General features: G+C 39.7%; 20 protein-coding genes and 1 pseudogene. 11 read left to right on the forward strand and 10 right to left on the reverse strand.

What is annotated here, in order from left to right:
* Positions 1–512 precede the first annotated feature (512 nt).
* Positions 513–2699 carry a catalase/peroxidase HPI gene (gene katG, locus ACWXWT_RS12280; RefSeq protein WP_456041866.1) on the forward strand — a complete coding sequence of 729 codons (2187 nt, stop codon included), beginning with the start codon at positions 513–515 and terminating at the stop codon, positions 2697–2699.
* Positions 2700–2818: 119 nt separating this feature from the next.
* On the opposite strand, the gene ACWXWT_RS12285 is transcribed toward katG, so the two are convergent.
* The 3 genes from ACWXWT_RS12285 to seqA all read right to left on the reverse strand — a co-directional run bounded on the left by ACWXWT_RS12285 (position 2819) and on the right by seqA (position 7423).
* On the reverse strand, positions 2819–4465 hold the full coding sequence (locus ACWXWT_RS12285; RefSeq protein WP_456041867.1) for a methyl-accepting chemotaxis protein: 1647 nt from the start codon (positions 4463–4465) through the stop codon (positions 2819–2821).
* 635 nt (positions 4466–5100) lie between these two features.
* Positions 5101–6744, reverse strand: coding sequence for a phosphoglucomutase (alpha-D-glucose-1,6-bisphosphate-dependent) (gene pgm, locus ACWXWT_RS12290; protein WP_456041868.1), 1644 nt, complete (start codon positions 6742–6744; stop codon positions 5101–5103).
* A gap of 52 nt (positions 6745–6796) precedes the next feature.
* Positions 6797–7423: a replication initiation negative regulator SeqA gene (gene seqA, locus ACWXWT_RS12295; RefSeq protein WP_456041869.1), complete on the reverse strand. Its 627-nt coding sequence runs from the start codon at positions 7421–7423 to the stop codon at positions 6797–6799.
* Between the two features lie 319 nt (positions 7424–7742).
* Between seqA and ACWXWT_RS12300 the strand changes: the two genes are divergently transcribed.
* The 9 genes from ACWXWT_RS12300 to ACWXWT_RS12340 all read left to right on the forward strand — a co-directional run bounded on the left by ACWXWT_RS12300 (position 7743) and on the right by ACWXWT_RS12340 (position 15139).
* Entirely contained in the window at positions 7743–8516 is a 774-nt protein-coding gene (locus tag ACWXWT_RS12300) for an alpha/beta fold hydrolase (protein WP_456041870.1), read from the forward strand.
* A 98-nt stretch (positions 8517–8614) separates the two neighbouring features.
* Positions 8615–8836, forward strand: coding sequence for a DUF2788 domain-containing protein (locus tag ACWXWT_RS12305; RefSeq protein ID WP_137227048.1), 222 nt, complete (start codon positions 8615–8617; stop codon positions 8834–8836).
* 8 nt (positions 8837–8844) lie between these two features.
* Positions 8845–9117: a LexA regulated protein gene (gene ybfE, locus ACWXWT_RS12310; RefSeq protein ID WP_456041871.1), complete on the forward strand. Its 273-nt coding sequence runs from the start codon at positions 8845–8847 to the stop codon at positions 9115–9117.
* Between the two features lie 51 nt (positions 9118–9168).
* Complete coding sequence (fldA, locus tag ACWXWT_RS12315) at positions 9169–9696, forward strand: flavodoxin FldA (RefSeq protein ID WP_456041872.1); 528 nt, start codon at positions 9169–9171, stop codon at positions 9694–9696.
* Between the two features lie 87 nt (positions 9697–9783).
* A complete protein-coding gene (gene earP, locus ACWXWT_RS12320) occupies positions 9784–10971 on the forward strand; it encodes an elongation factor P maturation arginine rhamnosyltransferase EarP (protein WP_456041873.1) in 1188 nt (395 codons plus the stop codon).
* Positions 10972–11020: 49 nt separating this feature from the next.
* Entirely contained in the window at positions 11021–11581 is a 561-nt protein-coding gene (gene efp / locus ACWXWT_RS12325; RefSeq protein ID WP_456041874.1) for an elongation factor P, read from the forward strand.
* Positions 11582–11859: 278 nt separating this feature from the next.
* Entirely contained in the window at positions 11860–13074 is a 1215-nt protein-coding gene (locus ACWXWT_RS12330; RefSeq protein WP_456041875.1) for a pyridoxal phosphate-dependent aminotransferase, read from the forward strand.
* 104 nt (positions 13075–13178) lie between these two features.
* Positions 13179–13766, forward strand: a complete 588-nt coding sequence (yfbR, locus tag ACWXWT_RS12335; protein ID WP_456041876.1) for a 5'-deoxynucleotidase — start codon at positions 13179–13181, stop codon at positions 13764–13766.
* A gap of 8 nt (positions 13767–13774) precedes the next feature.
* Entirely contained in the window at positions 13775–15139 is a 1365-nt protein-coding gene (locus ACWXWT_RS12340; RefSeq protein WP_456041877.1) for an anti-phage deoxyguanosine triphosphatase, read from the forward strand.
* 92 nt (positions 15140–15231) lie between these two features.
* On the opposite strand, the gene ACWXWT_RS12345 is transcribed toward ACWXWT_RS12340, so the two are convergent.
* From ACWXWT_RS12345 to ACWXWT_RS12365, 5 genes are all read right to left on the reverse strand, one after another.
* Positions 15232–16179: a carbohydrate kinase family protein gene (locus tag ACWXWT_RS12345; protein WP_456041878.1), complete on the reverse strand. Its 948-nt coding sequence runs from the start codon at positions 16177–16179 to the stop codon at positions 15232–15234.
* Between the two features lie 2 nt (positions 16180–16181).
* Positions 16182–17702, reverse strand: coding sequence for a mannitol dehydrogenase family protein (locus tag ACWXWT_RS12350; RefSeq protein WP_456041879.1), 1521 nt, complete (start codon positions 17700–17702; stop codon positions 16182–16184).
* 124 nt (positions 17703–17826) lie between these two features.
* Positions 17827–19542 carry a purine-cytosine permease family protein gene (locus ACWXWT_RS12355; protein ID WP_456041880.1) on the reverse strand — a complete coding sequence of 572 codons (1716 nt, stop codon included), beginning with the start codon at positions 19540–19542 and terminating at the stop codon, positions 17827–17829.
* A gap of 164 nt (positions 19543–19706) precedes the next feature.
* Positions 19707–20678: a sugar-binding transcriptional regulator gene (locus tag ACWXWT_RS12360; protein WP_456041881.1), complete on the reverse strand. Its 972-nt coding sequence runs from the start codon at positions 20676–20678 to the stop codon at positions 19707–19709.
* A gap of 20 nt (positions 20679–20698) precedes the next feature.
* Complete coding sequence (locus tag ACWXWT_RS12365; RefSeq protein ID WP_456041882.1) at positions 20699–21382, reverse strand: HAD family hydrolase; 684 nt, start codon at positions 21380–21382, stop codon at positions 20699–20701.
* 673 nt (positions 21383–22055) lie between these two features.
* On the opposite strand from ACWXWT_RS12365, the gene adhE reads away from it, so the two are divergent.
* Positions 22056–24653, forward strand: coding sequence for a bifunctional acetaldehyde-CoA/alcohol dehydrogenase (gene adhE, locus ACWXWT_RS12370; RefSeq protein WP_456041883.1), 2598 nt, complete (start codon positions 22056–22058; stop codon positions 24651–24653).
* Positions 24654–24739: 86 nt separating this feature from the next.
* On the opposite strand, the pseudogene ACWXWT_RS12375 reads toward adhE, so the two are convergent.
* Positions 24740–25360, reverse strand: a pseudogene (locus ACWXWT_RS12375) (aspartate/glutamate racemase family protein).
* 216 nt (positions 25361–25576) lie between these two features.
* Complete coding sequence (locus ACWXWT_RS12380) at positions 25577–25984, reverse strand: hypothetical protein (RefSeq protein WP_456041884.1); 408 nt, start codon at positions 25982–25984, stop codon at positions 25577–25579.
* Between the last annotated feature and the right edge of the window lie 532 nt (positions 25985–26516).

A 26516-nucleotide genomic window follows, 5' to 3' on the forward strand; every position in this document is an offset into this window, starting at 1 on the left:
AGATGCTGGAGGTAGAGTAACGCAGGAGCTTGTTACCGAGGATCACTATTCGCTTCAATCATCTGCCTTGCCTACAGCACTTTGAACTCCCGCTGAAAGATCACATATTTAATAGGATTGGTATAAGATGGCACTTGGGCCTATTAATACCATCTTATTATCTTTTTGTTTCCGACCCAAAAAGCTTGTATCAACGCGGCTTAAACATCGCCTACGCCTATAATATCAATTGCGCATACTATTAAAAACGCACATCAAAACAGTCGCAAAACATACACACATCTTATGACTTGGATCATCATTCATATAAGCATATTAGCTTAATCTTTATGCTAGCAGGCTGTATATTTAATCGCCATACGATTGATATTGCGACAAGAAATTATCTATCAAAAAACCGATTAACTAAAGCGATAAAAGTCGCTTTCAATCGTTGTCACGGTCGGTTAGCCTGTTATGGCAATCCAATGATCCATAAAATTTAAGCTATTATAGTGAGAAAGGAACATATCATGGACACAGCACAACAAAAGCAAGGACAATGCCCTGTTATGCATGGCAGCAACACCTCCAATGACACCAGTAAGATGGACTGGTGGCCTAAATCGCTCAATCTCGATATTCTCCACCAGCATGATACAAAAACCGACCCGATGGATCCGGCATTTGATTACCGAAAAGCATTCAACAGTCTCGATCTCGCAGCAGTAAAAAAAGACTTGAACTTATTAATGACAGATAGCCAAGATTGGTGGCCAGCTGATTGGGGCCATTATGGTGGATTAATGATCCGCATGGCGTGGCATTCAGCAGGCACTTATCGTATCGCAGATGGGCGTGGTGGTGCTGGCACTGGTAATCAACGTTTTGCTCCACTCAATAGCTGGCCTGATAATGTCAACTTAGATAAAGCTCGACGTCTTTTGTGGCCAATCAAAAAAAAATACGGCAACAATTTATCTTGGGCCGATTTAATTATATTAGCGGGTACAGTTGCCTATGAATCTATGGGCCTTAAAACATTCGGATTTGCTGGTGGTCGCGCCGATATTTGGCACCCTGAAACAGACATCTATTGGGGATCTGAAAAACAATGGTTAGCCCCAAGCGATAACCCCAATAGTCGCTATTCTGGTGAGAGAGACCTTGAAAATCCACTAGCCTCAGTCATGATGGGATTGATTTACGTTAACCCAGAAGGCGTTGACGGTAATCCCGACCCATTAAAAACGGCTCATGATATTCGCATCACTTTCGCTCGTATGGCAATGAACGACGAAGAAACCGTTGCCCTAACGGCGGGTGGGCATACTGTTGGTAAATGTCATGGTAATGGTCGTGCAGAAAACCTAGAGGCGGATCCTGAAGGTGCAGAACTTGAAGACCAAGGTTTAGGTTGGCTAAACAAAACAAGCCGTGGAATAGGCCGAGATACTGTCACAAGTGGTATTGAAGGCGCTTGGACAACTCACCCAACTCAATGGGACAATGGCTATTTTGATTTATTACTAAATTACGAATGGGAACTTAAAAAAAGCCCAGCAGGTGCTTGGCAATGGGAACCCATCAACATAAAAGATGAGCATAAACCTGTTGACGTAGAAGACCCATCGATTCGTTTGAATCCCATAATGACTGACGCTGATATGGCGATGAAAATGGATCCTGAATACCGCAAGATTTCAGAACGTTTTTATAAAGATCCGGCCTATTTTTCAGACATATTCGCGCGAGCGTGGTTTAAGTTAACCCACAGAGATCTAGGACCAAAAAGTCGTTACCTTGGTGCCGAAGTTCCTGCAGAAGAACTCATTTGGCAAGACCCTATTCCACAAGTTGACTATAGCTTAACAGAGCATGAAATTATCGAGCTAAAGGCTAAGATCTTATCCAGTGGCTTAAGCATTGCAGAGCTGGTAACAACTGCATGGGACAGCGCTCGTACCTTCCGTGGTTCAGATTATCGTGGCGGTGCCAATGGTGCGCGTATTAGATTAGCACCACAGAAAGATTGGCAAGGTAACGAACCACTAAGATTACAAAAAGTGTTAAATGCTTTAACGGCAATTCAAGCTAAATTAGCCAAACCAATCAGTATGGCAGACCTAATTGTACTGGGAGGCACTGCAGCAGTAGAAAAAGCAGCAGTAGCCGCTGGTATTAATGCTTCTGTACCTTTTACCGCGGGTCGGGGTGATGCAAAACAAGCGCAAACCGATGCCGAATCATTTGACGTTTTAGAGCCACTTCATGATGCTTATCGTAATTGGCAAAAGAAAGATTATGTCGTTCAACCAGAAGAAATGATGTTAGATCGCACTCAACTAATGGGATTAACAGCCCGAGAAATGACGGTACTCGTTGGTGGTATGCGGGTATTAGGCACCAACTACGATAACACCAAACATGGGGTATTTACTGACAATGTAGGCGTGTTATCAAATGACTTTTTTGTCACATTAACTGATATGTCATACAGCTGGAAACCCGCCGGTCGAAATTTGTATCATATCGTTGAACGTACAACTGATAAGGTAAAATGGACAGCCACCCGAGTCGACTTGGTATTCGGATCAAATTCAATTTTACGCTCCTACGCAGAAGTATATGCTCAAGATGATGCAAAAGAAAAATTCGTCAGAGACTTTATCAATGCATGGACCAAAGTGATGAACGCTGATCGATTTGATATTCATTAATCACAAAGTACATTAGTTGCATAAAAAAGCCGTGACATGAATAATTGTCACGGCTTTTTTAAGATTGCTTAATGTGTAACACCAATCAAATAACAGACTGAATAATTTAGGTTAGCCAACTACACTTTAAATGTTGAAATGAGCAAGTCTAAATCTTTATAGCCGTTTTTAATTTTTTCACTTGTGGCATCAATTTGATCACTTTTCTTTTGATTATCAACAGAGATATCGCTAATACGAGTCACATTTATATTTAATTCAGTGATTACAGCGCTTTGTTCTTCTGTTGCAGAAGCAATGTGAATATTCATCTCTAATATCTGATTAATTGACGACTTAATGACGCCTAATGCATCCGCCACTTTAATCGTTTCCGCAACAGATTCTGATGATTGAGTTCTGGCTCGAACCACGGATGTATTGACACTTTCAACAGATGTTCTTAACTCATCAATAATACTATCAATCTGCTGAGTCGACTCATGTGTTCTACTTGCTAAAGACCGCACCTCATCAGCAACAACAGAGAACCCTCTACCGGCTTCACCCGCTCTGGCGGCTTCAATCGCTGCATTTAAAGCAAGAAGGTTGGTTTGTGCTGCAATACTAACGATAACGTCTAAAATAGTACCAATTTTTGCAAAATTAGTTTGTAACTCTTGCGCGGCATCGGTGGTGATTAACAGCTCTTCCGATAAATCATTAATTTTCACTACCGCTAAATCGACTACAACATTTGTTTTATCTGCTTCCTCATTAGCGACATTTGCACTATCCGCTGCATTCTGTGCATTAGCGGCCACCTGAGAAGCTGCCATCGACATTTCATGAATCGCCGTTGCTGCACTTTCGGTTTCACGTTGCATATTATGAGTAATCGTGTTGGCTTCGGAAGAGATATTCTCTAACGCTAAAGCAAGATCACGGCTATGAGCCCCGGATTTTGAGACCTCTTTCACCAAAGTCTGAATTTTAGTCACGAATATATTAAAATATCCAGCAAACTGTTTTAATTCATCATCACCCGATTCTGACAAGCGTAAGGTTAAATCCCCCTCACCTCGAGCGATATTTTCAAAAGCAGATATGGTTTGTTTTAAGGGAACGGTAATACTGCTAGAAATGATGATAAGTAACAATAATACTGGCAAGCCAACAATAATGGTTACAAGCAGATATTCACCAGAGAAAGCAAGCTTATCCTCTTCGATATCATCAATAAAAATGCCTGTCCCAATCATCCACCCCCAAGGCTCAAAACGCTTTACAACTGATACTTTTGGACTGGGCACCTTTTCATTTGGCTTATTCCACATGTAATAGACCGTGCCATATTTATTATTAGCAGATTGTTTTATAAATTCTTTTGTTATCAAAAGCCCTGTTGGATCTTTCATCTCGATTACGTTGACACCAACAATTTTGGCCGCAAATGGGTGTTGTAACATCACACCTTCAATACTTTGGGTTAGATAATATTCTTTACCTTCATAACGTATATCATTTAACGCGCCTAATGCCGCTGCTTTAGCATCTTCCTCAGACATGACGCCTTGCTGAGAAAGAGTATAATATTGACTCACAATTGCATCTGCGACATCCACTAATGCGATTAATTTTTGCTGTTTCTCTTTATGCAACAAATTTTCAATATTATTTAATGAAAACATAAACATAACAGCAGTTGCTACACCAGCAATGCAGAGCATTAGTAATAACCGACTTGAAATTTTTATTCGACGAAATAAGGCATTAATAGTATTCATGGGCGTTTTCTCGGTTAATTAGCACGATGAGTCGATGTATTTTTTACATCTGTTATTAAAAATTCTCAAAATGAGAAAAGAAATTTACAAAATTTCTCATTTTGAGCATTTGGCTCAAATTTGTTTATCTCATTGTTAATACACAGATCACAAAATATACACAGACTGAGACGCAAACAATTAAACCAACAAAATTAGTGTGTTATATAATATTACTTACTGCAAAAAATGCACCGTTTATAAAATTATACTCCCCTAATTCACATTTATTCTATCAATAAGAAGTCAATATGAGGGGTAACATCAATATTTAGGTAATTTTGCGATATCCATATTGGCAAAGCAGTGTTAACATTAATATAACAAACTAAAAACAATAACGGTGGGCATTTAAAAGCAGCGTTTTATGGTTCCTGCATAAGCAGCGCCCACTGAATTGTTAACGGCAATAATGCAAAAACCTAACACGTCCATTGCAGTCATTACTTACTAGAAGTAAAGCACATAAAAGGCATAAAGCAACTCGGTTATTGTCGCTATTTTAATAATTGTGATGGTAGCTGTATTTCTGTTCGCAACAAAAAAAGCACTGAATAGTCAGTGCTTTTTTGTAAACAGTCAGGTAATGAGAATAATTAACTTTTTAATGCAGCATCAATCATTGCTTGTGCTTGGGTGACGATGTCATGTAAATGTTGTTGGCTAATAAAGCTTTCGGCATACACTTTAAAAAGAGCCTCCGTACCCGATGGACGTGCAGCAAACCATCCATTCTCTGACGTGATTTTAATGCCACCAATTGCAGCATGATTGCCTGGTGCATGGCTTAAAATTGCTGTTATCGCCTCACCAGCCAACTCAGTGTCAGTAAAACTGTCTGCGTTTAACAGGTCGAACTTGGCTTTTTTCTTCATACTTATTGGGCTGTCTATACGAGTATAAAAACTCTCACCAAACTCTGCCGTTAACTCTTGATAGCGTTGTGCTGGTGTCTTGCCCGTTACCGCTAAAATTTCAGCCGCAAGTAATGCTAAAATAAAGCCGTCTTTATCAGTACACCATGTGCTGCCATCTCGTTTTAGAAAAGATGCACCTGCACTTTCTTCGCCACCAAAGGCAATTGTGCTATTGGCTAAGCCTTCAACAAACCATTTAAAACCAACTGGCACTTCTAGACATTGTCGACCTAATGCATTACACACATGATCTATCATTGCACTAGAAACTAAGGTTTTGCCGATCGCCAATGATTTGCTCCACCGCGGACGATGTGTCAACAAGTAATCGATAGCCACTGCCAGATAATGGTTTGGATTCATTAAACCAAAACCTGGGCAGACTATACCGTGACGGTCATAGTCAGGATCGTTACCAACACATAAATCATAATGATCACTATGGGACAATAGCCCCGCCATTGCATAAGGTGAGGAACAGTCCATCCTGATCTTACCGTCTTTATCTAAAGGCATAAAACCAAATGTAGGGTCAACTTTGTCATTCACTAAAGTAATATTTAGACCATAACGAGCAGATATGTGTTCCCAGTAATAAATCCCAGAACCACCTAATGGATCGACACCAATACGGATATTGGCATTTCGAATGGCTTCCATGTCGATAACTTCGATAAGTGACTCAACATAAGGAGCAATAAAATCCACTTCATTAACCCAACCAGATTTTATTGCGATACCATAGTTAACTTTCTTAACGCCAGATAATTGGTCAGCTAAATATTGGTTCGCTTTTGATTCAATAATCTTAGTGATTTCTGCTTCTGCTGGTCCACCATGTGGTGGATTATATTTAATGCCCCCATCTTGAGGTGGATTATGCGATGGTGTAATAATTAACCCATCGACTAATGCGTCTGGATTTGAGGCGTTTTTACGTACAATCGTCTGGGATACAACCGGTGTTGGCGTAAAACCGTCGTCTTGTTGGATTAATATCCTAACCTGATTTGCCGTCAATACTTCTATTACAGACATAAAAGCAGCATACGAAAGTGCATGGGTATCAAAACCGACAATCATTGGCCCTGTAATATTGGCCGAATGTCGGTAATCGACAACAGCTTGAGTAATGGCCCAAATATGATTTTGATTGAAGCTGGCGTTAAAAGCGCTCCCACGATGACCAGATGTACCAAATGTCACTTTTTGCAGCGCATCTTCCACATTAGGAATAATACGATAATAATGACTCATCAATTTAGGAATATTCACTAAATCCGTTTGTAAAGCTTGCTGTCCTGCGCGTTGATGAATGGCCAAAATTGGTCTCCTGTAAGTAAAGGGCAAATTAATTATTGGTATATCCTAACATTTAAATGTGTTCTGCTATGCTCTTCGCCCTTTGACTATCACAACCTAAATGCTCTAAAACCTCAGTTAAAATGGTTTGTTTTTTAGCGGTATTATTATTGGTTGTAACCCAAAATCCACTTGAAGCAATTTCTTTGGGGTTTGAAGATTTACTTGAATCTAATAATGCCTGTTTAGAGCGGGCAAAATATAGACGTCCTTTACCTTGGACATGAAGCACTTTAGCAAATTCACTGCGAGCTGTAGACTCAAGATTCGCTAGCAAATACATAAAACGTCCTACCGCACCTTTCTGTTGACTCAATACATGTTGATTCACAATAGCATCAAAATCTATAGTGGCTGACGGAACCATATCGTCTGTTACTGATCCCTGCTGAACGGGATTATTTTGCTCCGAGATGACTTTCTTTACCGCTGCGGTTGCTTGCTCAAAAACTTCATTCCGATTTGTCACCGCGCTTGATTCTAGGCTTGGCTGACTGATATCTGCGGGTAAACTGATATCAATATTTTCGACCGAAAGGTTCAACAAACGACGTAAAATATCTGAAGCACTTTCGCCGATACGTTCCGTTTTACTAGCAATAAAACGATAAAGTTCTTCGTCAATTTCAATGTATTTCATTAGCGTAATCCTTTTCCATCTGTCGTTGTCACTAGATAACTATTGATATAAGCGCCTAGTCATTTTATATAAGCGCTAAGTCGTTCGGTATCGCAGATCAAAAAGCACTGACTGCGATCAAAATATTTAGTCCAGTGTAAGCCATGCTTAACCTACTAATAAAGTGGCAAAATCATTAATTGCATTATATTGCTACATTTTTATGAAAAGCCGTTTAAAATATCATCAACAATCGTGGTAACAATCATCAAACCTTGATTTGAATCGCTCATTGCAGCAAAATCCTCGACATTAATCGCCCTAACGAGCTTATCGCAGTATGCATTATGTATCTTCTGGTCAAGGTGTACCTGTCCTACTTATTCATGGACTGTTTGGTAATCTTGATAATCTGAAAAATCTTGGCAGCACGCTAGAAAATCAACATCAAGTGATACGAGTTGATGTTCCAAACCATGGCTTAAGTGAACATTGGGATAACATGGATTATCCTCAACTTGCAGATGCAATGATTGACGTACTTGATGCCCTGCAACTTACACAAGTCCACGTGGTTGGTCATTCTATGGGAGGTAAAATTGCTATGGCTATGGCACTTTTACATCCAGAGCGAATAATCAGCATCGTCATAGCAGACATCGCTCCTGTCGCGTATAGCCCAAGGCACCAAGATGTTTTCGCGGGATTAACCAGTTTAATATTAAATACCAGCACTACTCGTCAATCTGCATTAACCCATTTGATGGATTCAGGCATTGATGAGCCAACGTCTCAATTTTTGTTAAAAAATTTACAACGTACGGACACTGGCTTTGAATGGAAAATGAATTTACATGGGTTAATTCATTCTTATGACCATATTATTGGCTGGGATTTACCATTAAATAACGACAGTCATTTTGATAAACCAGCACTATTTATCCGTGGCGGTGATTCAAACTATATAACGGCAGAATACCGTGAAGACATTATGCGTCAATTTCCCCAAGCAAGCGCTAAAACACTGAATGGAACAGGACATTGGCTACACGCACAAAAACCTGAAATATTTAATCGTATTGTGGCGGAGTTTATTGAACAAAACCAAGGTTGATTTTAAAATATTTACCTTTTTGAACATAGCCGATTGAAACATGATGTGGTATATTCTCGCCCTCTTTTCGCCAGACTGTTAATTGCGAAGGTAGAAGTATGTTAAACCAATACATGGAACAAATTGAAGCCGTTGGCTTAAACTTGTTTTTCGCATCGATATTCTTTTTTATCGGCATGGCTATCCATGATGTGCTTAAACAAGGTGATGTGCCTAAATTTGGTCGATTTATTGTTTGGTTAGTTTTATTCCTTGGCTGTGCCGGGTTTATTGCAAAAGGTATTATTCAGATGACCTGGGAAGGCTCTGGGATCGGTTAAAGAGTACAATGGCAAAAGAAACAACAGATAGAACGACTATTGACCTTTTTTCCGCAGAAACACGCCGAGGGCGTCCGAGAAGTAACCCACTCTCTCGGGAACAGCAATTAAAGATCAATAAGCGCAACCAAATTCAGCGTGATCGCGCTAACGGTTTAAAGCGAATAGAGTTAAAAGTGTCACAAGATTTGTATGATGCCTTGAACCAACAAGCTTTGAACAGTAACATCAGCCGTAGTCAGTTAATCGAATTTATTCTGCAACAGCAACTCGACAACTGAGACGTTTTTAGCACATCGCACAACGCGAACTAGATATTTAAAGGATAGACAATGGCAACTGTAGGTCTTTTTTTCGGTAGTGACACAGGCAACACCGAAGCCGTAGCCAAAATGATCCAGAAAAAACTGGGCAAAAGTATGCTTGATGTTAAAGACATCGCAAAGAGTACCAAAGAACAAATAGCCGACTATGATTTGCTAATGTTCGGTATTCCAACATGGTATTATGGCGAAGCACAGTGTGATTGGGATGATTTTTTCCCAGAACTAGAGCAAATCGATTTTACCGATAAATTAGTCGCGATTTTTGGTTGTGGTGACCAAGAAGATTATGCAGAATACTTCCTCGATGCTATGGGAATGATCCGTGATATCGTAGAAGCTCGTGGTGGTATTATTATTGGTCATTGGCCAACTGACACCTATAATTTTGAAGCTTCTAAAGGTATGGCTGATGACAAGCATTTTGTCGGTTTAGGGATTGACGAAGATCGTCAACCAGAGCTAACTGAAGAACGAGTTGACGGCTGGGTTAAGCAAATTTATGAAGAAATGTGTTTAGCTGAGTTAGAAGACTAATCAAGTACATATTTTTATGATAAAAAGCGGCATTATTGCCGCTTTTTAATGTCTAACGTTTACCTTAAATGTTAAGTAACCATTAATATGCCAACCAATAGTACCTGTTTAACTCAAAATCATTGGGATATCTTTTGTGCCGTTGTTGATAACTATGGCGACATAGGCGTCACTTGGCGTTTAGCTAAACAATTGGTTGCAGAATATAACATCCCGATTAATTTGTGGGTTGACGACTTACTGAGTTTTTCGCATATATTACCTAAACTTGATCCCTACAAAACACAGCAATCATTTTTTGGAGTGAATATATTTCAATGGAACATTCCACTAAATATTGAGTTTAATGCGGGGGAAGTCATCATTGAAGCTTTCGCCTGTGAATTACCATCACAAGTTAAAGTCCAGATTGAACAACGACATCACCACCCAGATACTCAAGCCCCGACTTGGCTTAACTTAGAATATCTCTGTGCTGAAGATTGGGTTGATGGTTGCCATGGGCTACCATCAACCCAACCTAATGGGGTCAAAAAGTGGTTCTATTTTCCTGGTTTTAACGCTAAGACGGGTGGGCTTATTTGTGAGCGAGATTTATTTAGCCAACGCGACGAATGGCAATCAGAGCCTAAACACAAATTAACATTGTTTAAAAAGCTCGGGTTACGGGGGATTTCTGCCCAAGATACTGTCATCAGTGTCTTTAGTTATGAAACGGCAGCCTTAATTGCTTTGTGTGAATTATGGCAAACATCATCCACCCCAATCCATGCTCTCATCCCTAAAGGGCGAAGTTTAAACAGCTTAGTGAATTTGTTTCCTTGTGCCATTGAAGATTTGATGCCCGGTCAACAATTTACCATTGGTGGTTTAACCCTACATATATTGCCCATGACAGATCAAAATGGCTTTGATCGCTTGCTATGGAGCTGCGATTTTAATATTGTTCGGGGTGAAGATTCGTTTTTACGTGCTCAATGGGCTGCAAAACCCTTTATATGGCACATTTATCCACAAGAAGATGATTATCACTTGGTAAAATTACAAGCTTTTATGCAAATTTACTGCGATAATCTGGCTCCGGAAATTGCTACCGCTTGGTCTGAGGTGAATCTGGCCTTCAACCAAGAAAACACAAACGCGGTAGTTAAACACTGGCAACACTTACTTTCTGTTAATTTGTCTTTGAAGCAACATGCTATTAAATGGCCGATTAACGCGTTAAATGATGCAGATCTTGCGAGTCGACTCGTTCAATTCGTTAACAATACCTAAGATACTGCTCGATAAATAAAAAAAGTCCAAATATATAGGAAATAGTGAAATGAAAACTGCTCATGAAATCCGTCCTGGTAACGTGATCATGTTAGATGGCAGCCCATGGGTTGTTCAGAAGACTGAAACAACTCGTTCTGGCCGTAACGCTGCAATCGTTAAGTTAAAATTAAAAAACGTATTGTTAGATTCTGGCACTGAACAAACTTTTAAGGGTGAAGACAAATTAGACGACATCATTTTAGAACGTCTTGATTGTACTTACTCATATTTTTCAGATCCTATGTATGTATTCATGGATGAAGAATACAACCAATATGATGTTGAAGCTGACAACCTCGGTGATGCAGCTGCGTATATCATCGATGGTATGGAAGACATGTGCCAAGTTACCTTCTATGAAGGTAAAGCCATTTCTGTTGAATTACCTGTTCATATCGTTCGTGAAGTTATCTACACAGAACCTTCTGCTCGTGGTGATACATCAGGTAAAGTTATGAAGCCAGCAACAATTACTGGTGGCGGTACTGTTACTGTTGCTGATTTTGTTAAAGTTGGTGACAAGATTGAAATTGATACTCGTACAGGCGAGTTCAAGAAGCGCGTTTAATTTGGGTAAATGTTGGTTATTAGCTAAATAGTAATAACACAAGTTAACTCAGTAAAAGCCAGCACGTAGTGCTGGCTTTTTTGTGATTAAACATGATAAAAGAACAAAAGAACCACAAAAAGCAGCGTAAAACACTAAAGCAAAGGCTAATTTACTGTTAAAATCAGCATTTATCACTAATATTATTGTTCATTTTCCTCATTTGCCTCTTTCACAATATCAATAAATTCGTTATGGTTCGCTAACTTAAGCCGTATTTAGTTATTGAGAGTAGTAGTATGCGACCCATTATCAAATCCAATAAGCTTGATTCCGTTTGTTATGACATTCGCGGACCCGTACACAAAGAAGCCCGCCGCTTAGAAGACGAAGGTCACCGTATTTTAAAATTGAATATTGGTAATCCAGCTCCGTTTGGATTTGAAGCGCCAGAAGAAATTGTTCGCGACGTCATTTTGAACCTTCCGAGTGCCCAAGGTTACTGCGAATCAAAAGGATTATTTTCTGCCCGTAAAGCCATTGTTCAACACTATCAAGCGCAAGGTATATTTGGCGTCGATATTGAAGATATTTACATAGGTAATGGTGTATCAGAATTGATAGTAATGGCCATGCAAGGATTGCTGAATGCCGATGACGAAGTACTTATCCCCTCGCCTGATTATCCGCTATGGACTGCTGCGGCTAACTTAGCCGGTGGAAAAGCCGTACATTATCGCTGCGACGAAGAAGCCGATTGGTTTCCAGACTTAGATGACATCATCAGTAAAATCAGCAGTCGCACCCGTGCAATTGTGTTGATAAATCCTAATAACCCAACTGGTGCAGTGTATAGTAAAGAATTATTGTTACGGGTTATTGAGCTTTGTCGGCAACACAATTTGATTTTATTCGCCGACGAAATCTACGACAAAATCCTCTATGATGAAGCCAAACACATTCCTGCGGCAGGTTTATCGGATGATATTTTAACGATTACTTTTAATGGCTTATCGAAAGCCTATCGCGCGGCAGGTTTTCGTGTCGGTTGGATGATGTTATCAGGCAATTTAAAAGCCGCTAAAAGCTATATCGAAGGCTTAGAAATGCTTGCTTCAATGCGCTTGTGTGCCAACGTTCCTAATCAACATGCCATTCAAACAGCTTTAGGCGGTTATCAGTCAATTAATGAATTGATTTTACCTACTGGCCGCTTAACCGTGCAACGTGATGCAGTGTACGATTTACTGAATCAAATCCCTGGGGTGAGTTGTAAAAAACCCAAAGGTGCCTTGTATGCGTTTCCGAAATTGGACATGAAAAAATTCAATTTACGTGATGATGAACGCCTAGTACTTGATTTATTAAAGAGCAAAAAAATCCTTCTTGTACAAGGTAGTGCATTTAACTGGCCAGAGCCAGATCACCTTCGAGTGGTATTCTTACCCCATAAAGAAGATTTAACTAAAGCCCTTGTCGAATTTGGTGAATTTTTAGAAGACTACCGACAGTAGCCCCCTCTTTATGAAATAAAATACTAAGCGACTGAACAGTCGCTTTTTTTTATTGATAAGCTCATGTAAGCTGACAGAATCTATTGAGCGCAGTAAGGAGTCTCATGAGCCATCTATTTGCCCATCTAGCTCGAATGAAGCTAATTCAACGTTGGCCGTTAATGTATAACGTGCGCCGTGAAAACGTACAAGAACATTCATTACAAGTCGCTATGGTTGCCCATGCATTAGTCATCATCAGCAATAAAAAGTTTGCGACCAATTTAGATGCTAACCAAGCCGCAACTATAGCTATTTATCATGATGCCAGTGAAATTTTAACGGGTGATTTACCTACACCAGTTAAATACTTCAACAAAGAAATAGAAGCCGAATACAAGAAAATTGAAGCGATAGCAGAACAACGTATGCTCGAAATGGTACCCGATGAGTTTAAAGAAGACTACCGCAGTTTATTTATTAGTGACGAAGCCGATCCACAATATAAAGCCATCGTCAAAGCGGCTGATACCTTGTGCGCCTATCTTAAATGCTTAGAAGAACAAAAAGCCGGTAACAGCGAGTTTAACAGTGCCCGTAAGCGCTTAGAACAAATGCTCAATGCTAACCCTAATCCGGCTGTACGTTACTTTAGAGACTGTTTTATCCCTAGTTTTACGTTAAATTTAGATGAAATTAATCAAATGCTGTAAGGATGCTTATGCCTAATACGACAACAGAACAGCAAGACAATATGTGGCATCAACGTTTATTAGGTGAAGATAAGCAACGCCGTAATGATCATCGCAGCCCATTTCAACGGGACCGTGCTCGAATACTTCATTCTGCTGCTTTTCGGCGCTTACAAGCCAAAACCCAAGTATTAGGTGTTGGCATGAATGATTTTTATCGAACTCGGTTAACACATTCCTTAGAAGTATCGCAAATAGGTACGGGCATTACCGCTCAATTACGCCGTAAATATCCGGAACTAAGGTATTTACTCAATTCAATGAGCCTCATTGAGTCTATTTGCCTAGCCCACGATATTGGACACCCACCTTTTGGTCATGGTGGCGAAGTTGCGTTAAATTACATGATGCGCCATCACGGTGGCTTTGAAGGCAATGGACAAACATTTCGAATTTTGACTCGCTTAGAACCCTATACGCCATCGTGGGGGATGAACCTCACTCGCCGGACTTTACTGGGTATCATGAAATATCCCGCGCCCCATTCACAATTATTCATTGATTTGCAACGACCTGACATAGCCAATCACAGACAATTAAAACCGTCTGAATGGCCACCCGTTAAAGGGTTGTTTGATGATGACAGTTCCATTATTGATTGGGTGTTATCTGCACTTGATAACAATGACCGCAAACTGTTTATCAGCAGTGAACAAAGCTTAGTGAATGCAACTTATCCACACTTTAAAACACGGTTCAAATCGTTGGATTGTTCCATCATGGAATTAGCAGATGACATTGCTTATGCTGTCCATGATTTAGAAGATGCTATCGTCATGGGCATTGTTAATCAGCACCAATGGCAAGTTGATGTTGTTGACCAATTACGCGACATTAACGATGAATGGTTAAAGCATGAAATAGCACGAATTGGTAATAAATTATTTTCCCATGAACACCATCTTCGTAAGGATGCCATCGGCACACTCGTCAATGGGTTTGTTACCGCAATCAGTATTCATACCAACCAAAACTTTCACGCTGATTTGTTGAAATACAATGCTGAGTTACAACCTGACTTTGCCAGTACCTTACATGTCTTAAAACAGCTAGTGTTTAAATACGTTATACGTAAACCAGAGATACAAATGCTTGAATACAAAGGACAACAAATTGTAATGGAATTATTTGAAGCGTTTGCGTCAGATCCAGAACGTTTATTGCCATTAAATACCCGCGAACGATGGTTAACAGCAACCTCAGAACAAACAAATCCAATGCGCGTTATTGCTGATTATATTTCAGGGATGACTGATGAATTTGCAGGCCGCTTACATCAACAGTTATTCGGTTCTAAAACCGCAGGTATTTTAGAGTTAAGTAACGAACAATAATTAGACGAAAAAAAGCGCTGGGTTATGCAACCAAGCGCTAATGGGTCAACTAAAGGGGAACTAACCCAAACTACACACGACACTTCACTTTTTCATACCTCATTTGTTACATAAACGTTATTCGGCTGCATAAACGCTTGGATATCACTTAACGCAAGAATTGGTGTTGCACCATGAGACTGGGCAACCATAGCACCTACGGCGCAAGCAAAGTCAACAGCATACTGCGGATCACCATCACTGCATAATTGATACAATAACGATCCTAAAAATGAATCTCCTGCTCCAACAGTATCCACAACATTGACTAAGTAACCTGAATTATAATACTTCTGCCCTGCAACACTCAGTAATGCACCATGACTGCCTTTAGTCACACACAAGTATTGAGTTTGGGTTTGTCCAGCAATAAAATCCAAGTTTTGCTCTAATGAATTATATGGTGAGCCCATGGCTTGTGCTATTTCATAGAGCTCATCATCATTTAATTTGATGAAATTAGCTTTTTTCATCAAATTAACTACATTTTCAATTTGGTAATGCGGTGCTCGTAAGTTAACGTCGAACACCGAAAACGACGCCTGCTCCACTAAGGCTGTTAACGTAGCGAAAGACACAGCACTTCGCCCAATTAAACTGCCAAAAACCAATACGTCAGCACGATTGACTTGTTCGATAATAGCATCGGTCAAAACCACATTATCCCAAGCGGTATCGGCGACGATTTCGTAAGATGCTGAACCATTTTTATCTAAAGTGACTTGGACTGTGCTGGTACTATTGATTGGGTCAATGGCGATACCATCGCGATTAACACCACGTTCATCAATAAAACTCAGTAATTCGTGGCCTAATTGATCATCGCCAACGGCACTGATCATTGACCCCTTGATGCCCAAAGCATTAAGTCTAACGCACACATTTAAAGGTGCACCACCAACACGTTTACCATCAGGGAAACAATCCCACAATACTTCACCAAAGCAGGTGATATTAATATCAATTGTGGCTTTATGACTCATTAATACGCTATTACTCATAATTAACTCTTCGCTTGTAATCTTGCTTGCATGATTGTTTTAATATCGCTACCCGGCAGATATAGGGCTGTAATCGCTTGACGATAATCTTTACAGAAACTCGCTTGATTGTTGAGATCACCAAATAAATCGGTTAACTGTAAAAAAGCTAACGGATCTTGTGCTGTTTTACTGGAAAATTCATGTAACTGAGTAGACATTTGATCGTTAATATCTAACGCTTTCCCTTGTTGATCGACACGTTTGTCACTGTATAAACACCAGGTCGCAATGACTAACGTTGCCAATGAAGTATCACGGCCTAATGCAATATTTTCGTGAATAGTAGCGATAATAAATTTTGGCAATTTGGCTGAACTTTCTAAACAAATACGCGCTAAGCTGTCTTTAATGTTTGGATTGGCAAAACGCTCAATTAAGGTGTCTTTATATTGTGTTAAATCAATCCCTTCTAGCTGTTCAATTAACGGCGTAACTTCATCGTCCATAAAACGACGTAAGTAGGCTGCAAATAATGGATCTGATACTGATTCATCAATGGTCGCAAAACCCTGTATAGAACCGAGTAGACCTAATACTGAATGGCCTGCGTTTAATAAACGGATCTTCATTTTTTCAAATGGCGTCACGTCATTGACAAATTGCGCACCAACGGTATCTAACGCTGGACGGCCATCACTAAAGTTGTCTTCTATGACCCATTGAGTGAAAGCTTCGCACGTGATTGGCCATTCATCGTTAATGTGTAACGTGTTTGCAACATATTCAATATCTGCTTTCGTTGTTACAGGGGTAATCCGATCAACCATCGCATTTGGAAATGCGACATTTGCTTCAATCCATTGCCCTAAATCAACGTCATTTTTATTCACAAACGCCAATAGCATTTTACGGGTCATATCGCCGTTGTGCTGAATGTTGTCACAAGACTGGATTGTAAAAGGCTTCATACCGAGAGCTTTGCGTTGCTTTAATGCGGCGGTCAAATATCCAAATGCCGTATTCGGGTCTTCAGGATGGTTCATGTCATGAATAATGTCTTTGTTACTATAATCAAACTCACCAGTAGCTGGGTTAAAGTTGTAACCACCTTCGGTAATGGTTAATGACACAATTTTGGTTTGAGGATTGACAAGTTTATCAATGACCTGCTGTTTATTGTCAGGGGCAAATAGAAAATCAATCATAGAGCCCATCACTTGATGATCAATCTGACCATTTGGGTGACGTACCGTTAAAGTGTACAAATAGTCTTGTTTTACCAACACATCACGTAAACTACGGTTAGCTTCTAACAAACCGACGCCACAAATCGCCCAAGACTCAGAACCTGGTTGCTTCAATAACTCATTGATATACATGGCTTGGTGAGCACGATGAAAACCGCCTACCCCAATATGCACTATCCCAGCTGTTAACTTGCTACGATCATATTTTGGCACATCAACATTAGTCGCTAATGTTGACAAACTTTGTTGGTTTAACGAGTTAAGTTGAACGCTTGATTGTTGAGAATGATCCATGACGGATAGTGCCTCATAAAATAGTTATACAATATGGATGTATGTGTTATCTCGATGAAATAACACTGCTAACTCAAGCCTCATGTTTTATTAACATCATTAGACTTGAGTCAATAATATTAGATTATAAATTTAATTTTTTATGTCGTTTCAGGGCGACATATGAACAACTAAAATAAATGACAGTACAAGCAAAACAAACTGTTTCAAATAAGGATTTATTATCGGTATATATTTCCATCGTTGGACTATAAAACATAACGTTAACGGCCAATATACTAATAACAACTAATGATACAAACGCAAAGCCATTTAATAATAGAGTTAACTTACTTGAGTCTTCAATTTGTGGTGTATCGTCTTTGGCCATTTCATATTGATATTCAGCAATTTGTTGCTGTTCTTTTTCATCTAATAATATGGCATCTGTATAATCTAAATCTGCACCATATTTTTTAGCCAATACGGTATAAATAATAATGGTGAATATCCACGTTGGTATAAATAAGTAGTAAAATGAAATTATATCGAGACTATTTAAACCAAACCCAAACACTAACGCTAATGCCCAAGATGCAATTGCGGGTGTGCTTTTAGACAGATTTTGATATTTTGCCCAATAACGAGTTAGTCCAATTTTAGGAAACAATACGTGCTCAGCAAACACAATACCACCGACTGGTACAACTAATAGGCCAGCATAGGTCAGTAACGGTAACATCTGCGAAAACACAAACGGGAAACACGCAATCACCACAGTGACTAAACCAACAATAGCTGTGGTACGTTCACGAGATTGACTAACAAAGATTGACTGCGCAGCAAGACCTGCACGGTATAAATTAGCGTTAGCGGTCGTCCAACCTGCGATAATGATAATGACAAAGCCTGAAAAACCTAACGCATGATAAGCAACATCACCAGGATCAAGTTGAGTAATAGTGGTTTTTAATAGTACCGCGGTGCCAGCGCCCATAATACCAGCAGAAATCCATGCTAAGTAATGGCCGAAGAACATCCCAACACCTGAAAATAAACCATAACTTTTACGCTTCGCGAAGCGGAAAATAGCCATGTCGATTAAGCCAAAGTGAGTAATTGAGTTAGCAGCCCAAGCAAAACCAATCACTTCGAGTAATCCAATTCCAGGCTCGCCCTTATCGTTTACACCAGTCCAAATTGAGCTGTCACCAATTGTCATAAAATCATGCCAGCCGGTTAATGTGGTGCTGCCAATGACATGATTCGATAATGCTGGGAATAAAGTGAATGAGCCCGCAATGAAGATAACAAATAACCAGGGTGCACAAATTTTAGAAAAATCCGCAACCGTTGAAAACCCATACATGGCAACGACTACAACGATTGAACCCACAGCTAAAACAATCATCACAAACCATAAACTACTGGGGTACCAATTTAATTGAGCGGGAATGTCGAATAAAAAACGAACCGCTGTCGACGATACAGTGATCATGGCGGCTGATATGACTGAGAAAATAATTACATTAGCCCAGTTATACAGCTTAGTCATTGAGTCGCCAGCAATTTTGTTCAGGTAGTTATATAAACTTAATCGCGTTTCCACCGCAATTGGTGCCGTTAACAACCACCACGAACACATTGCTAGCAAGTTACCAATTAATAAACCTAATAGAATATCTATGGTCGACGCACCCAAAGCGACAAAAGTTGCACCGATAACAAATTCGGTTGCAGCTACATGCTCCCCTGCATATAAACCCGCAAAGTGTTTCCAACCATGGAGTTTATTTTTTGCAACGGGTAGTTGCTCTTCATTCATTTGGTCGAATGAATGATCTTGTTGATTTGTTGTCATTATTTTTATATTCCTGTTCTTACAGGTAAATTAATCCCTCATCAAAAATCGATGATTAAATTAAACCACTTACCTTGACTGACTATTTATTATTTCTAACAATGAGAAATAATAACCCCATTTAGATCACGGTCTTATTGATTAGTTACTATTTATTTTGCTTACTATTTATTGTTATTTACTCTAGCTAATATTTTTTTAGCTGTATATTCGTTGGTAATTAGTGAATTAATGAGCCTACCGGATAATGCGGCATAAATAGCATCTACTTTACTTTCCCCAGCAGCAATACCATAAACAGGTTTGTTAGTATTCGGAGTTAATGGTGAACTCATCACTAATTGATTAATAGGATGATTCAACAATTTACCTTGTTGGTCATAAACCCAACTGATTATTTCGCCTGCTGCGTTTTCTGAAACTAATTCATTTAATTGAGTCTGGTCGATAAATCCATCAAGCATTAAGGGGGATAATTCACTCATTTGCCCTACTCCAACAAATGTAGCATCAGCTTGATCAATTAACGCTAAGATACTTTTTACTGGTGTTAATTCATGTAACAATTTCTTTTCTGCTATTGAATATGCAAACACAGGTAAAGGCATTGGGTAGTGCTTTGCCTGCACACGATTAGCCATACTAATGACGATATCAAATGCTGATGCTGAACCGTCTGACATCATATTGCCAAGTAACGACACAATTTTATGTTGCGGGCACTGCATAGAAGGTAATTCATCAATACAGGCTTTTAATGCTCTACCGGTACCAAATGCCAACGTCTTAGGTTGTTCTGATTTTAAATAACGCTCTAAAACCGATGCACTGGCTTGTGCTAAACCATGTACAGAACGTTCGTCAGCGGGATCACTAGGTACAATTTCACACTCTACAAGATTGAATACTTGCTTAAGCTGTTGTCCTAACTCCATACACGTTGCAATTGGATGCTCTAAACGAACTTTAATTAACCCTTCACTTACCGCCAGCGCAACTAACCTTTGCGCAGACTGTCTTGAAACGTCTAACTTTTGTGCTATTTCATCCTGAGTATTTTTTGCCACGTAATATAACCAAGCTGCTCGTGCTGCATCTTCTAAACGCGCTAACTCTGAATTTGATTTATGGTCCATGATATTCCTTATATTCAATATCAACGCACTAAGGTTGGTATTAAATGCTTAAACTGATTCCAATGATGTAGTACTGGAACCATTGGATATGCTTGTGATACTGGGTGTAAGTCATTTCCCATGCTATCAACTATATGACCACCACCTACATAATGGATCACCGGCATATTGGCTGCAATTGCGGCACTAACGCCAAAAAAACTATCTTCAATGACTAAGCAATGCTCTGGTGCCACCCCCATGCTTTTCGCTGCATGTAAAAATAAATCGGGCGCTGGCTTACCATTTTTTACGTCACTGGCCGTAAACACGTTATCGTTAAACGTATTGGTTAATCCAACAACTGACAGGGCCTTGGTTGTTCTTGTCAAACTGCTACTTGTAGCAATACAACAAGGTACAGCTAATTGAGCTAGTACCGATATAATCCCGTTTGTAACGGTTAAATTGTGTTCGAATACTTGCAAAAGTTGTTCACGGTACTGGGCTTCAAAATCGTTAGGCAATGTGATGGATAATAATGTGTTAACTTTTGCAGCAACAGTTGCAAATTGACATCCCAAGAAATGTTGTTGAACAAAAGGCATGCCGATATGAGCACCGTACGCTGCTAACTTTTCGATTAATACATTGGCACTTAACACTTCACTGTCAATGACAACACCATCGCAATCAAAAATGACTAACTGTGTATTTGTGTCCATAAAACTCGCCATATTGAATACCTAAATGAATCTCAATAACCTTAAATGTCTAAACCGTTTACTATGGGTTTACTTACCTTTATTGTCTAAGCTTTTTATTGGCAAATGCTTAAGACCATTACTAGGCTTTTGCCCCACACCTGAGCATTTGCCCTTTCGTTGAGCATATTCTCTTTTCTATTTATTGATGTCAATCACATTTCACGTGTTAAATAAGCAAAATTAAGTTTAGCGATTACTTATTAAGCGTTATCAACAGTAAAAAATTATTAAATTCAACAGTCTATTTTATTTTATGTCTAAGTAGCTTATAAAACGCACTATTGTAACCATTTGAGATTAATCAGTTTTAAATTAAGAACAATAAATAACTCAACTAGCCGATATTGACTGCATTAATGTAGTCATAACCATATAACAGGCCCTAGTACTAATATTGCGCCTTTTAAAAGCATGACTGTGGATTAGCTTTTTCCAGCATCATTAAAATGTTTTTTTGACCACTAAATAGTTATACCTTTATAAAGATATAAACCCTCAAAATCCGTAACAAAATTACACAAACCATCATTTTGTGGTCAGTATCACAACATATCGACCCTAAAAGATGTAATTTTATTAACAAAGAATATTTTGCAAAAAAGATTTGTTGAATATTTTTGAGGAAAGCAATATGACTGTCACCAACACCCAAGAGCTTGACCAATTAGTCGAACGCGTTGCAATAGCACAAGCTCAGTTTGCAAATTTTAGTCAAGATCAAGTTGACATTATTTTCAGATCCGCAGCATTTGCGGCAGCCGATGCACGAATTTCATTGGCGAAAATGGCTGCAACAGAAACAGGAATGGGGGTACTTGAAGACAAGGTAATTAAAAACCACTTCGCATCTGAATACATTTACAACAAGTATAAAGATGAAAAAACCTGCGGTATTTTATCTGAAGATTTAACCTTTGGTACGATTACTATCGCCGAACCAGTAGGGATAATATGTGGTATTGTACCAACAACCAACCCAACCTCAACAGCCATTTTTAAAGCCTTAATCAGTTTAAAAACCCGTAACGGCATTATCTTTTCACCCCACCCAAGAGCCAAAAATTCAACCACAACCGCGGCAAAAATTGTACTAGAAGCCGCAGTTGCCGCAGGTGCACCAAAAGATATTATTGGCTGGATAGATCAACCCAGCGTTGCACTATCAAATCAATTAATGACTCACGATAAAATTAATCTAATCCTTGCGACTGGCGGCCCTGGAATGGTGAAAGCGGCCTACTCGTCAGGTAAACCTGCTATTGGTGTCGGCGCCGGTAATACCCCTATAGTAATTGATGAAACAGCAGACATTAAACGTGCAGTAAGTTCAATTTTAATGTCTAAAACCTTCGACAACGGTGTGGTGTGTGCGTCTGAACAAGCCGTGATTGTGGTAGACAGCATATATAAGCAAGTCAAAGAACGTTTTTCACACTACGGCGGCTATATGTTATCAAAAGCCGAAACAGCAGCAATGCAAAATGTCATTCTTAAAAATGGCGGATTGAATGCAGATATTGTCGGCCAAAGTGCCGTCAAAATTGCTTCTATGGCAGGTTTCACTGTACCAAGTCATACCAAAGTATTGATTGGTGAAGTCATAAACATTAATGAAGCTGAAGCATTCGCCCATGAAAAGTTATCTCCATTATTGGGTATGTACAAAGCCAAAGACTTTAACGATGCAATGGACAAAGCTGAGGCCCTTGTCACCTTAGGTGGCATTGGCCATACCTCTGGTTTATACACAAATCAAGACACCCAAGAAGCACGCGTTAAAGCTTTTGGGTTTAGAATGAAAACCGCGCGTATTTTAATTAACACTCCTGCCTCACAAGGCGGTATTGGTGACTTATATAACTTCAAGTTAGCACCATCGTTAACCTTAGGTTGTGGCTCATGGGGGGGTAACTCAATTTCTGAAAACGTTGGCCCAAGTCACTTAATTAACAAAAAAATGGTCGCTAAAAGGGCTGAAAACATGTTGTGGCATAAGCTTCCGTCATCAATCTACTTCCGTCGTGGCAGTTTACCCATTGCCCTAGAAGAGCTAGACGACAAAAAACGCGCTTTAATCATTACCGACAAATTCTTATTCAATAATGGCTATTGCAACGAAACCTTAAAAATTTTAAAAGCACAAGGGCTAGAAACAGAAATCTTTTACGAAGTCGAAGCCGACCCAACATTAGCCATTGTTCGTCAAGGTGCTAAAGTGGCTAACAGCTTTCAACCCGACGTCATTATTGCATTAGGCGGCGGTTCGCCAATGGATGCAGCGAAAATCATCTGGGTCATGTACGAACACCCAGATGTTGACTTTGCAGACTTAGCCTTACGCTTTATGGATATCCGTAAACGTATTTACAAGTTTCCTAAAATGGGCCGTAAAGCCAAAATGGTTGCTATTCCAACTACATCAGGTACAGGCTCAGAAGTCACTCCATTTGCGGTAGTAACAGATGAAATAACAGGTAAAAAATATCCTATTGCAGACTATGAACTGACGCCTAGTATGGCGATTGTTGATCCCAACCTTGTGATGGACATGCCTAAGTCGTTAACCGCATTTGGCGGTATTGACGCGGTGACTCACGCATTAGAAGCGTATGTCAGTGTAATGGCAAACGAATACAGTGACGGCCAGGCATTACAAGCTCTTGATTTACTAGTAAAATACTTACCAGACGCTTATGAATTTGGTGCAAAATCCCCTGTCGCCCGCGAGAAAGTACATAACGGTGCAACAATAGCAGGTATTGCTTTTGCTAACGCATTCCTAGGTGTTTGCCACTCAATGGCACACAAATTGGGAGCTGAGTTTCACTTAGCACATGGCTTAGCCAACGCGTTATTAATTTCAAACGTAATCCGTTTCAACGCGACTGATATGCCAACCAAGCAAGCAGCATTTAGTCAGTACGATCGTCCTAAGGCACTGTGTCGTTATGCTGCAATTGCCGAGCACTTAAAACTTGGTGGTAAAACAGATGAGCAAAAGGTTGAAAAGCTGATTGAGAAAATAGAACAGCTTAAGAAGACCATTGGGATCCCTGCTTCTATTCAAGATGCAGGCGTCAATGAAGCAGACTTTATCGCCAAATTAGATGAGCTCGCTGAAGATGCATTTGACGACCAATGTACTGGTGCGAACCCTCGCTATCCATTAATAAGCGAAATTAAACAAGTGTTATTAGACAGTTTTTATGGCCGTGCTTATAAAGACTAGTTTTATTGTTAAACGTTAATACACAACGCCTTAAGTGCTACCTCGCTTAAGGCGTTATTTATGCTAATACCATCGATACTGCACTGTTAGCATGGATTTGGTACTTGGGTGTGTTGCTGTTGCACTAACAAGCCAATTTCAGCACAACCTAAAATCACCGCTTGTGCGCCTTGAGCAAAGAGCTTATCGATAATGGCTAAATAAGACTCTCGTGATTGCGTGTTAATTTTGCCTAAACATAACTCTTGATATATCACATCATGAATTCTCGTTTGGTCATCTTCGTTGGGCACTATCACTTCAATGGGATAATTGTCGCTAATCCTGTGTTTGAAAAAGCATTGTTCCATGATAAATCGGGTACCTAACAAGCCCACCTTAGCGGTCGCATCAGCAATATGCAAAATCGGGATAGAGATTTTCGACTGTATTTCATCAGCCACTTTGTGCATGGTATTGGTACAAATAATCACAAAATCTGCACCACCGGCTTCAACCGCAACAGCGGCATCAGCTAATATCTTGGCTGTTTCATCCCATAGCCCTTGATGTTGCAGAGCTTCAATTTCTGCAAAATCAACACTGTACAAACAAATCTTCGCTGAGTGTAACCCACCTAAAGCCGCCTTAACCCACTGGTTAATCGCCTAATAATAACTTTGCGTTGACTCCCAACTCATACCGCCAATCATACCAATGGTTTTCATGCTTATTCCTGCGAAATAAGAAGCAATTAAAGTATGAACACTTATTGCAAAAACTTGTAAATGCATCCATTAATAAGCGTTACTCTGTAACGACTAAACTTCAGAGTAACGCTCCCGCAGCAAAGCATTGACTTCAGCTAGTAATTCGATGTGTTTTAGCGACGTCAACCCCAACAGCCGTTGCAATCAAGTTTATTAACGAACGATTTTCGCTCATCAGGACAGATTCAGCCCTTTTAACTTATGGCAAATTGACAGATGACGTTGTTTTAATTGCTCATGATTACTCGCAAAAGCGTTATGAGCCTTATGTTGAGTATCATGGTTAACCTGAGCACCATTATGCCCACCTCGTTCACCCGAGCGTTCATGTGCACTAATTAATTTTTCATGGCGTGTAATCTCAATTTCATGAGTCATGATTTCGTGCTCATGCGCGAGAATTTGCGCTTCATGTTGGTGAATTTCGGCTTCGATGCTGTGCAGGGTAGCGAGCAACTTGCTGTGCTCAATACGCCAGTTTCTGTGGTCGGCTTGCCATTGTTGATGCTCTAAGTGGTCATGTTTATGGTCACTATGGTCGAGTTGGTGATCGTTATAATCATGATTGAGTTTGCTATTCATAATGCACTCCTTCTGGATAAAAAGTCTTTAGCAAGTGCCCTATTAATGTCATACAACCTAACGTTAAGCATAATGATATTAACTGCACGATTATCAGTTAACAGTGCAGTTTTTTGGCCCAGTGACCAAAGGGAACGAATGTAGCGCTTTGTGTTAGATTTCGACCTTTATTACCCACCAAAAACTGCTTGTTTTTTTGTTCCCTGCACTACTAATTTCCTCCTAATTTGTTTTGGAGTCAACGCAGATCAGGTATTTCTCTTATTAGTTTTAATGCCGAGGCTGGCTACAAACGCGGTCAAAAGCTAGATAATTTTCCGTCGTAATTTTTCGCTGCTATTGTTTGGTTAAAAAGCGAAAACGTTGCCGGAACGCTGAGGTTTTGCAAAGGGGGACAAGCGCTTTTGATGTGGTCAAGTAAAACTGTACACAAACAGGGGGCGTTTTTATGCTGCCATTTCGGCAGCTGTTGGTGTCATATAATTGTTATAACTATGACCACGTTTTGTATTGTAGTGCTTTAGTATGTAAT

This window comes from Shewanella sp. A22 (genome assembly GCF_053850585.1).

Excerpts from the sequence above, each read along its gene's own strand:
- ACWXWT_RS12365 (WP_456041882.1), bottom strand. The coding sequence starts at position 21,382 with ATGGACACAAATACACAGTTAGTCATTTTTGATTGCGATGGTGTTGTC.
- ACWXWT_RS12300 (WP_456041870.1), top strand. The coding sequence starts at position 7,743 with ATGCATTATGTATCTTCTGGTCAAGGTGTACCTGTCCTACTTATTCAT.
- ACWXWT_RS12345 (WP_456041878.1), bottom strand. The coding sequence starts at position 16,179 with ATGAGTAATAGCGTATTAATGAGTCATAAAGCCACAATTGATATTAAT.
- fldA (WP_456041872.1), top strand. The coding sequence starts at position 9,169 with ATGGCAACTGTAGGTCTTTTTTTCGGTAGTGACACAGGCAACACCGAA.
- ACWXWT_RS12330 (WP_456041875.1), top strand. The coding sequence starts at position 11,860 with ATGCGACCCATTATCAAATCCAATAAGCTTGATTCCGTTTGTTATGAC.
- earP (WP_456041873.1), top strand. The coding sequence starts at position 9,784 with ATGCCAACCAATAGTACCTGTTTAACTCAAAATCATTGGGATATCTTT.
- ACWXWT_RS12355 (WP_456041880.1), bottom strand. The coding sequence starts at position 19,542 with ATGACAACAAATCAACAAGATCATTCATTCGACCAAATGAATGAAGAG.
- ACWXWT_RS12380 (WP_456041884.1), bottom strand. The coding sequence starts at position 25,984 with ATGAATAGCAAACTCAATCATGATTATAACGATCACCAACTCGACCAT.
- katG (WP_456041866.1), top strand. The coding sequence starts at position 513 with ATGGACACAGCACAACAAAAGCAAGGACAATGCCCTGTTATGCATGGC.
- ACWXWT_RS12340 (WP_456041877.1), top strand. The coding sequence starts at position 13,775 with ATGCCTAATACGACAACAGAACAGCAAGACAATATGTGGCATCAACGT.
- ACWXWT_RS12305 (WP_137227048.1), top strand. The coding sequence starts at position 8,615 with ATGTTAAACCAATACATGGAACAAATTGAAGCCGTTGGCTTAAACTTG.
- ACWXWT_RS12360 (WP_456041881.1), bottom strand. The coding sequence starts at position 20,678 with ATGGACCATAAATCAAATTCAGAGTTAGCGCGTTTAGAAGATGCAGCA.
- ybfE (WP_456041871.1), top strand. The coding sequence starts at position 8,845 with ATGGCAAAAGAAACAACAGATAGAACGACTATTGACCTTTTTTCCGCA.
- seqA (WP_456041869.1), bottom strand. The coding sequence starts at position 7,423 with ATGAAATACATTGAAATTGACGAAGAACTTTATCGTTTTATTGCTAGT.
- ACWXWT_RS12285 (WP_456041867.1), bottom strand. The coding sequence starts at position 4,465 with ATGAATACTATTAATGCCTTATTTCGTCGAATAAAAATTTCAAGTCGG.
- efp (WP_456041874.1), top strand. The coding sequence starts at position 11,021 with ATGAAAACTGCTCATGAAATCCGTCCTGGTAACGTGATCATGTTAGAT.
- yfbR (WP_456041876.1), top strand. The coding sequence starts at position 13,179 with ATGAGCCATCTATTTGCCCATCTAGCTCGAATGAAGCTAATTCAACGT.
- adhE (WP_456041883.1), top strand. The coding sequence starts at position 22,056 with ATGACTGTCACCAACACCCAAGAGCTTGACCAATTAGTCGAACGCGTT.
- ACWXWT_RS12350 (WP_456041879.1), bottom strand. The coding sequence starts at position 17,702 with ATGGATCATTCTCAACAATCAAGCGTTCAACTTAACTCGTTAAACCAA.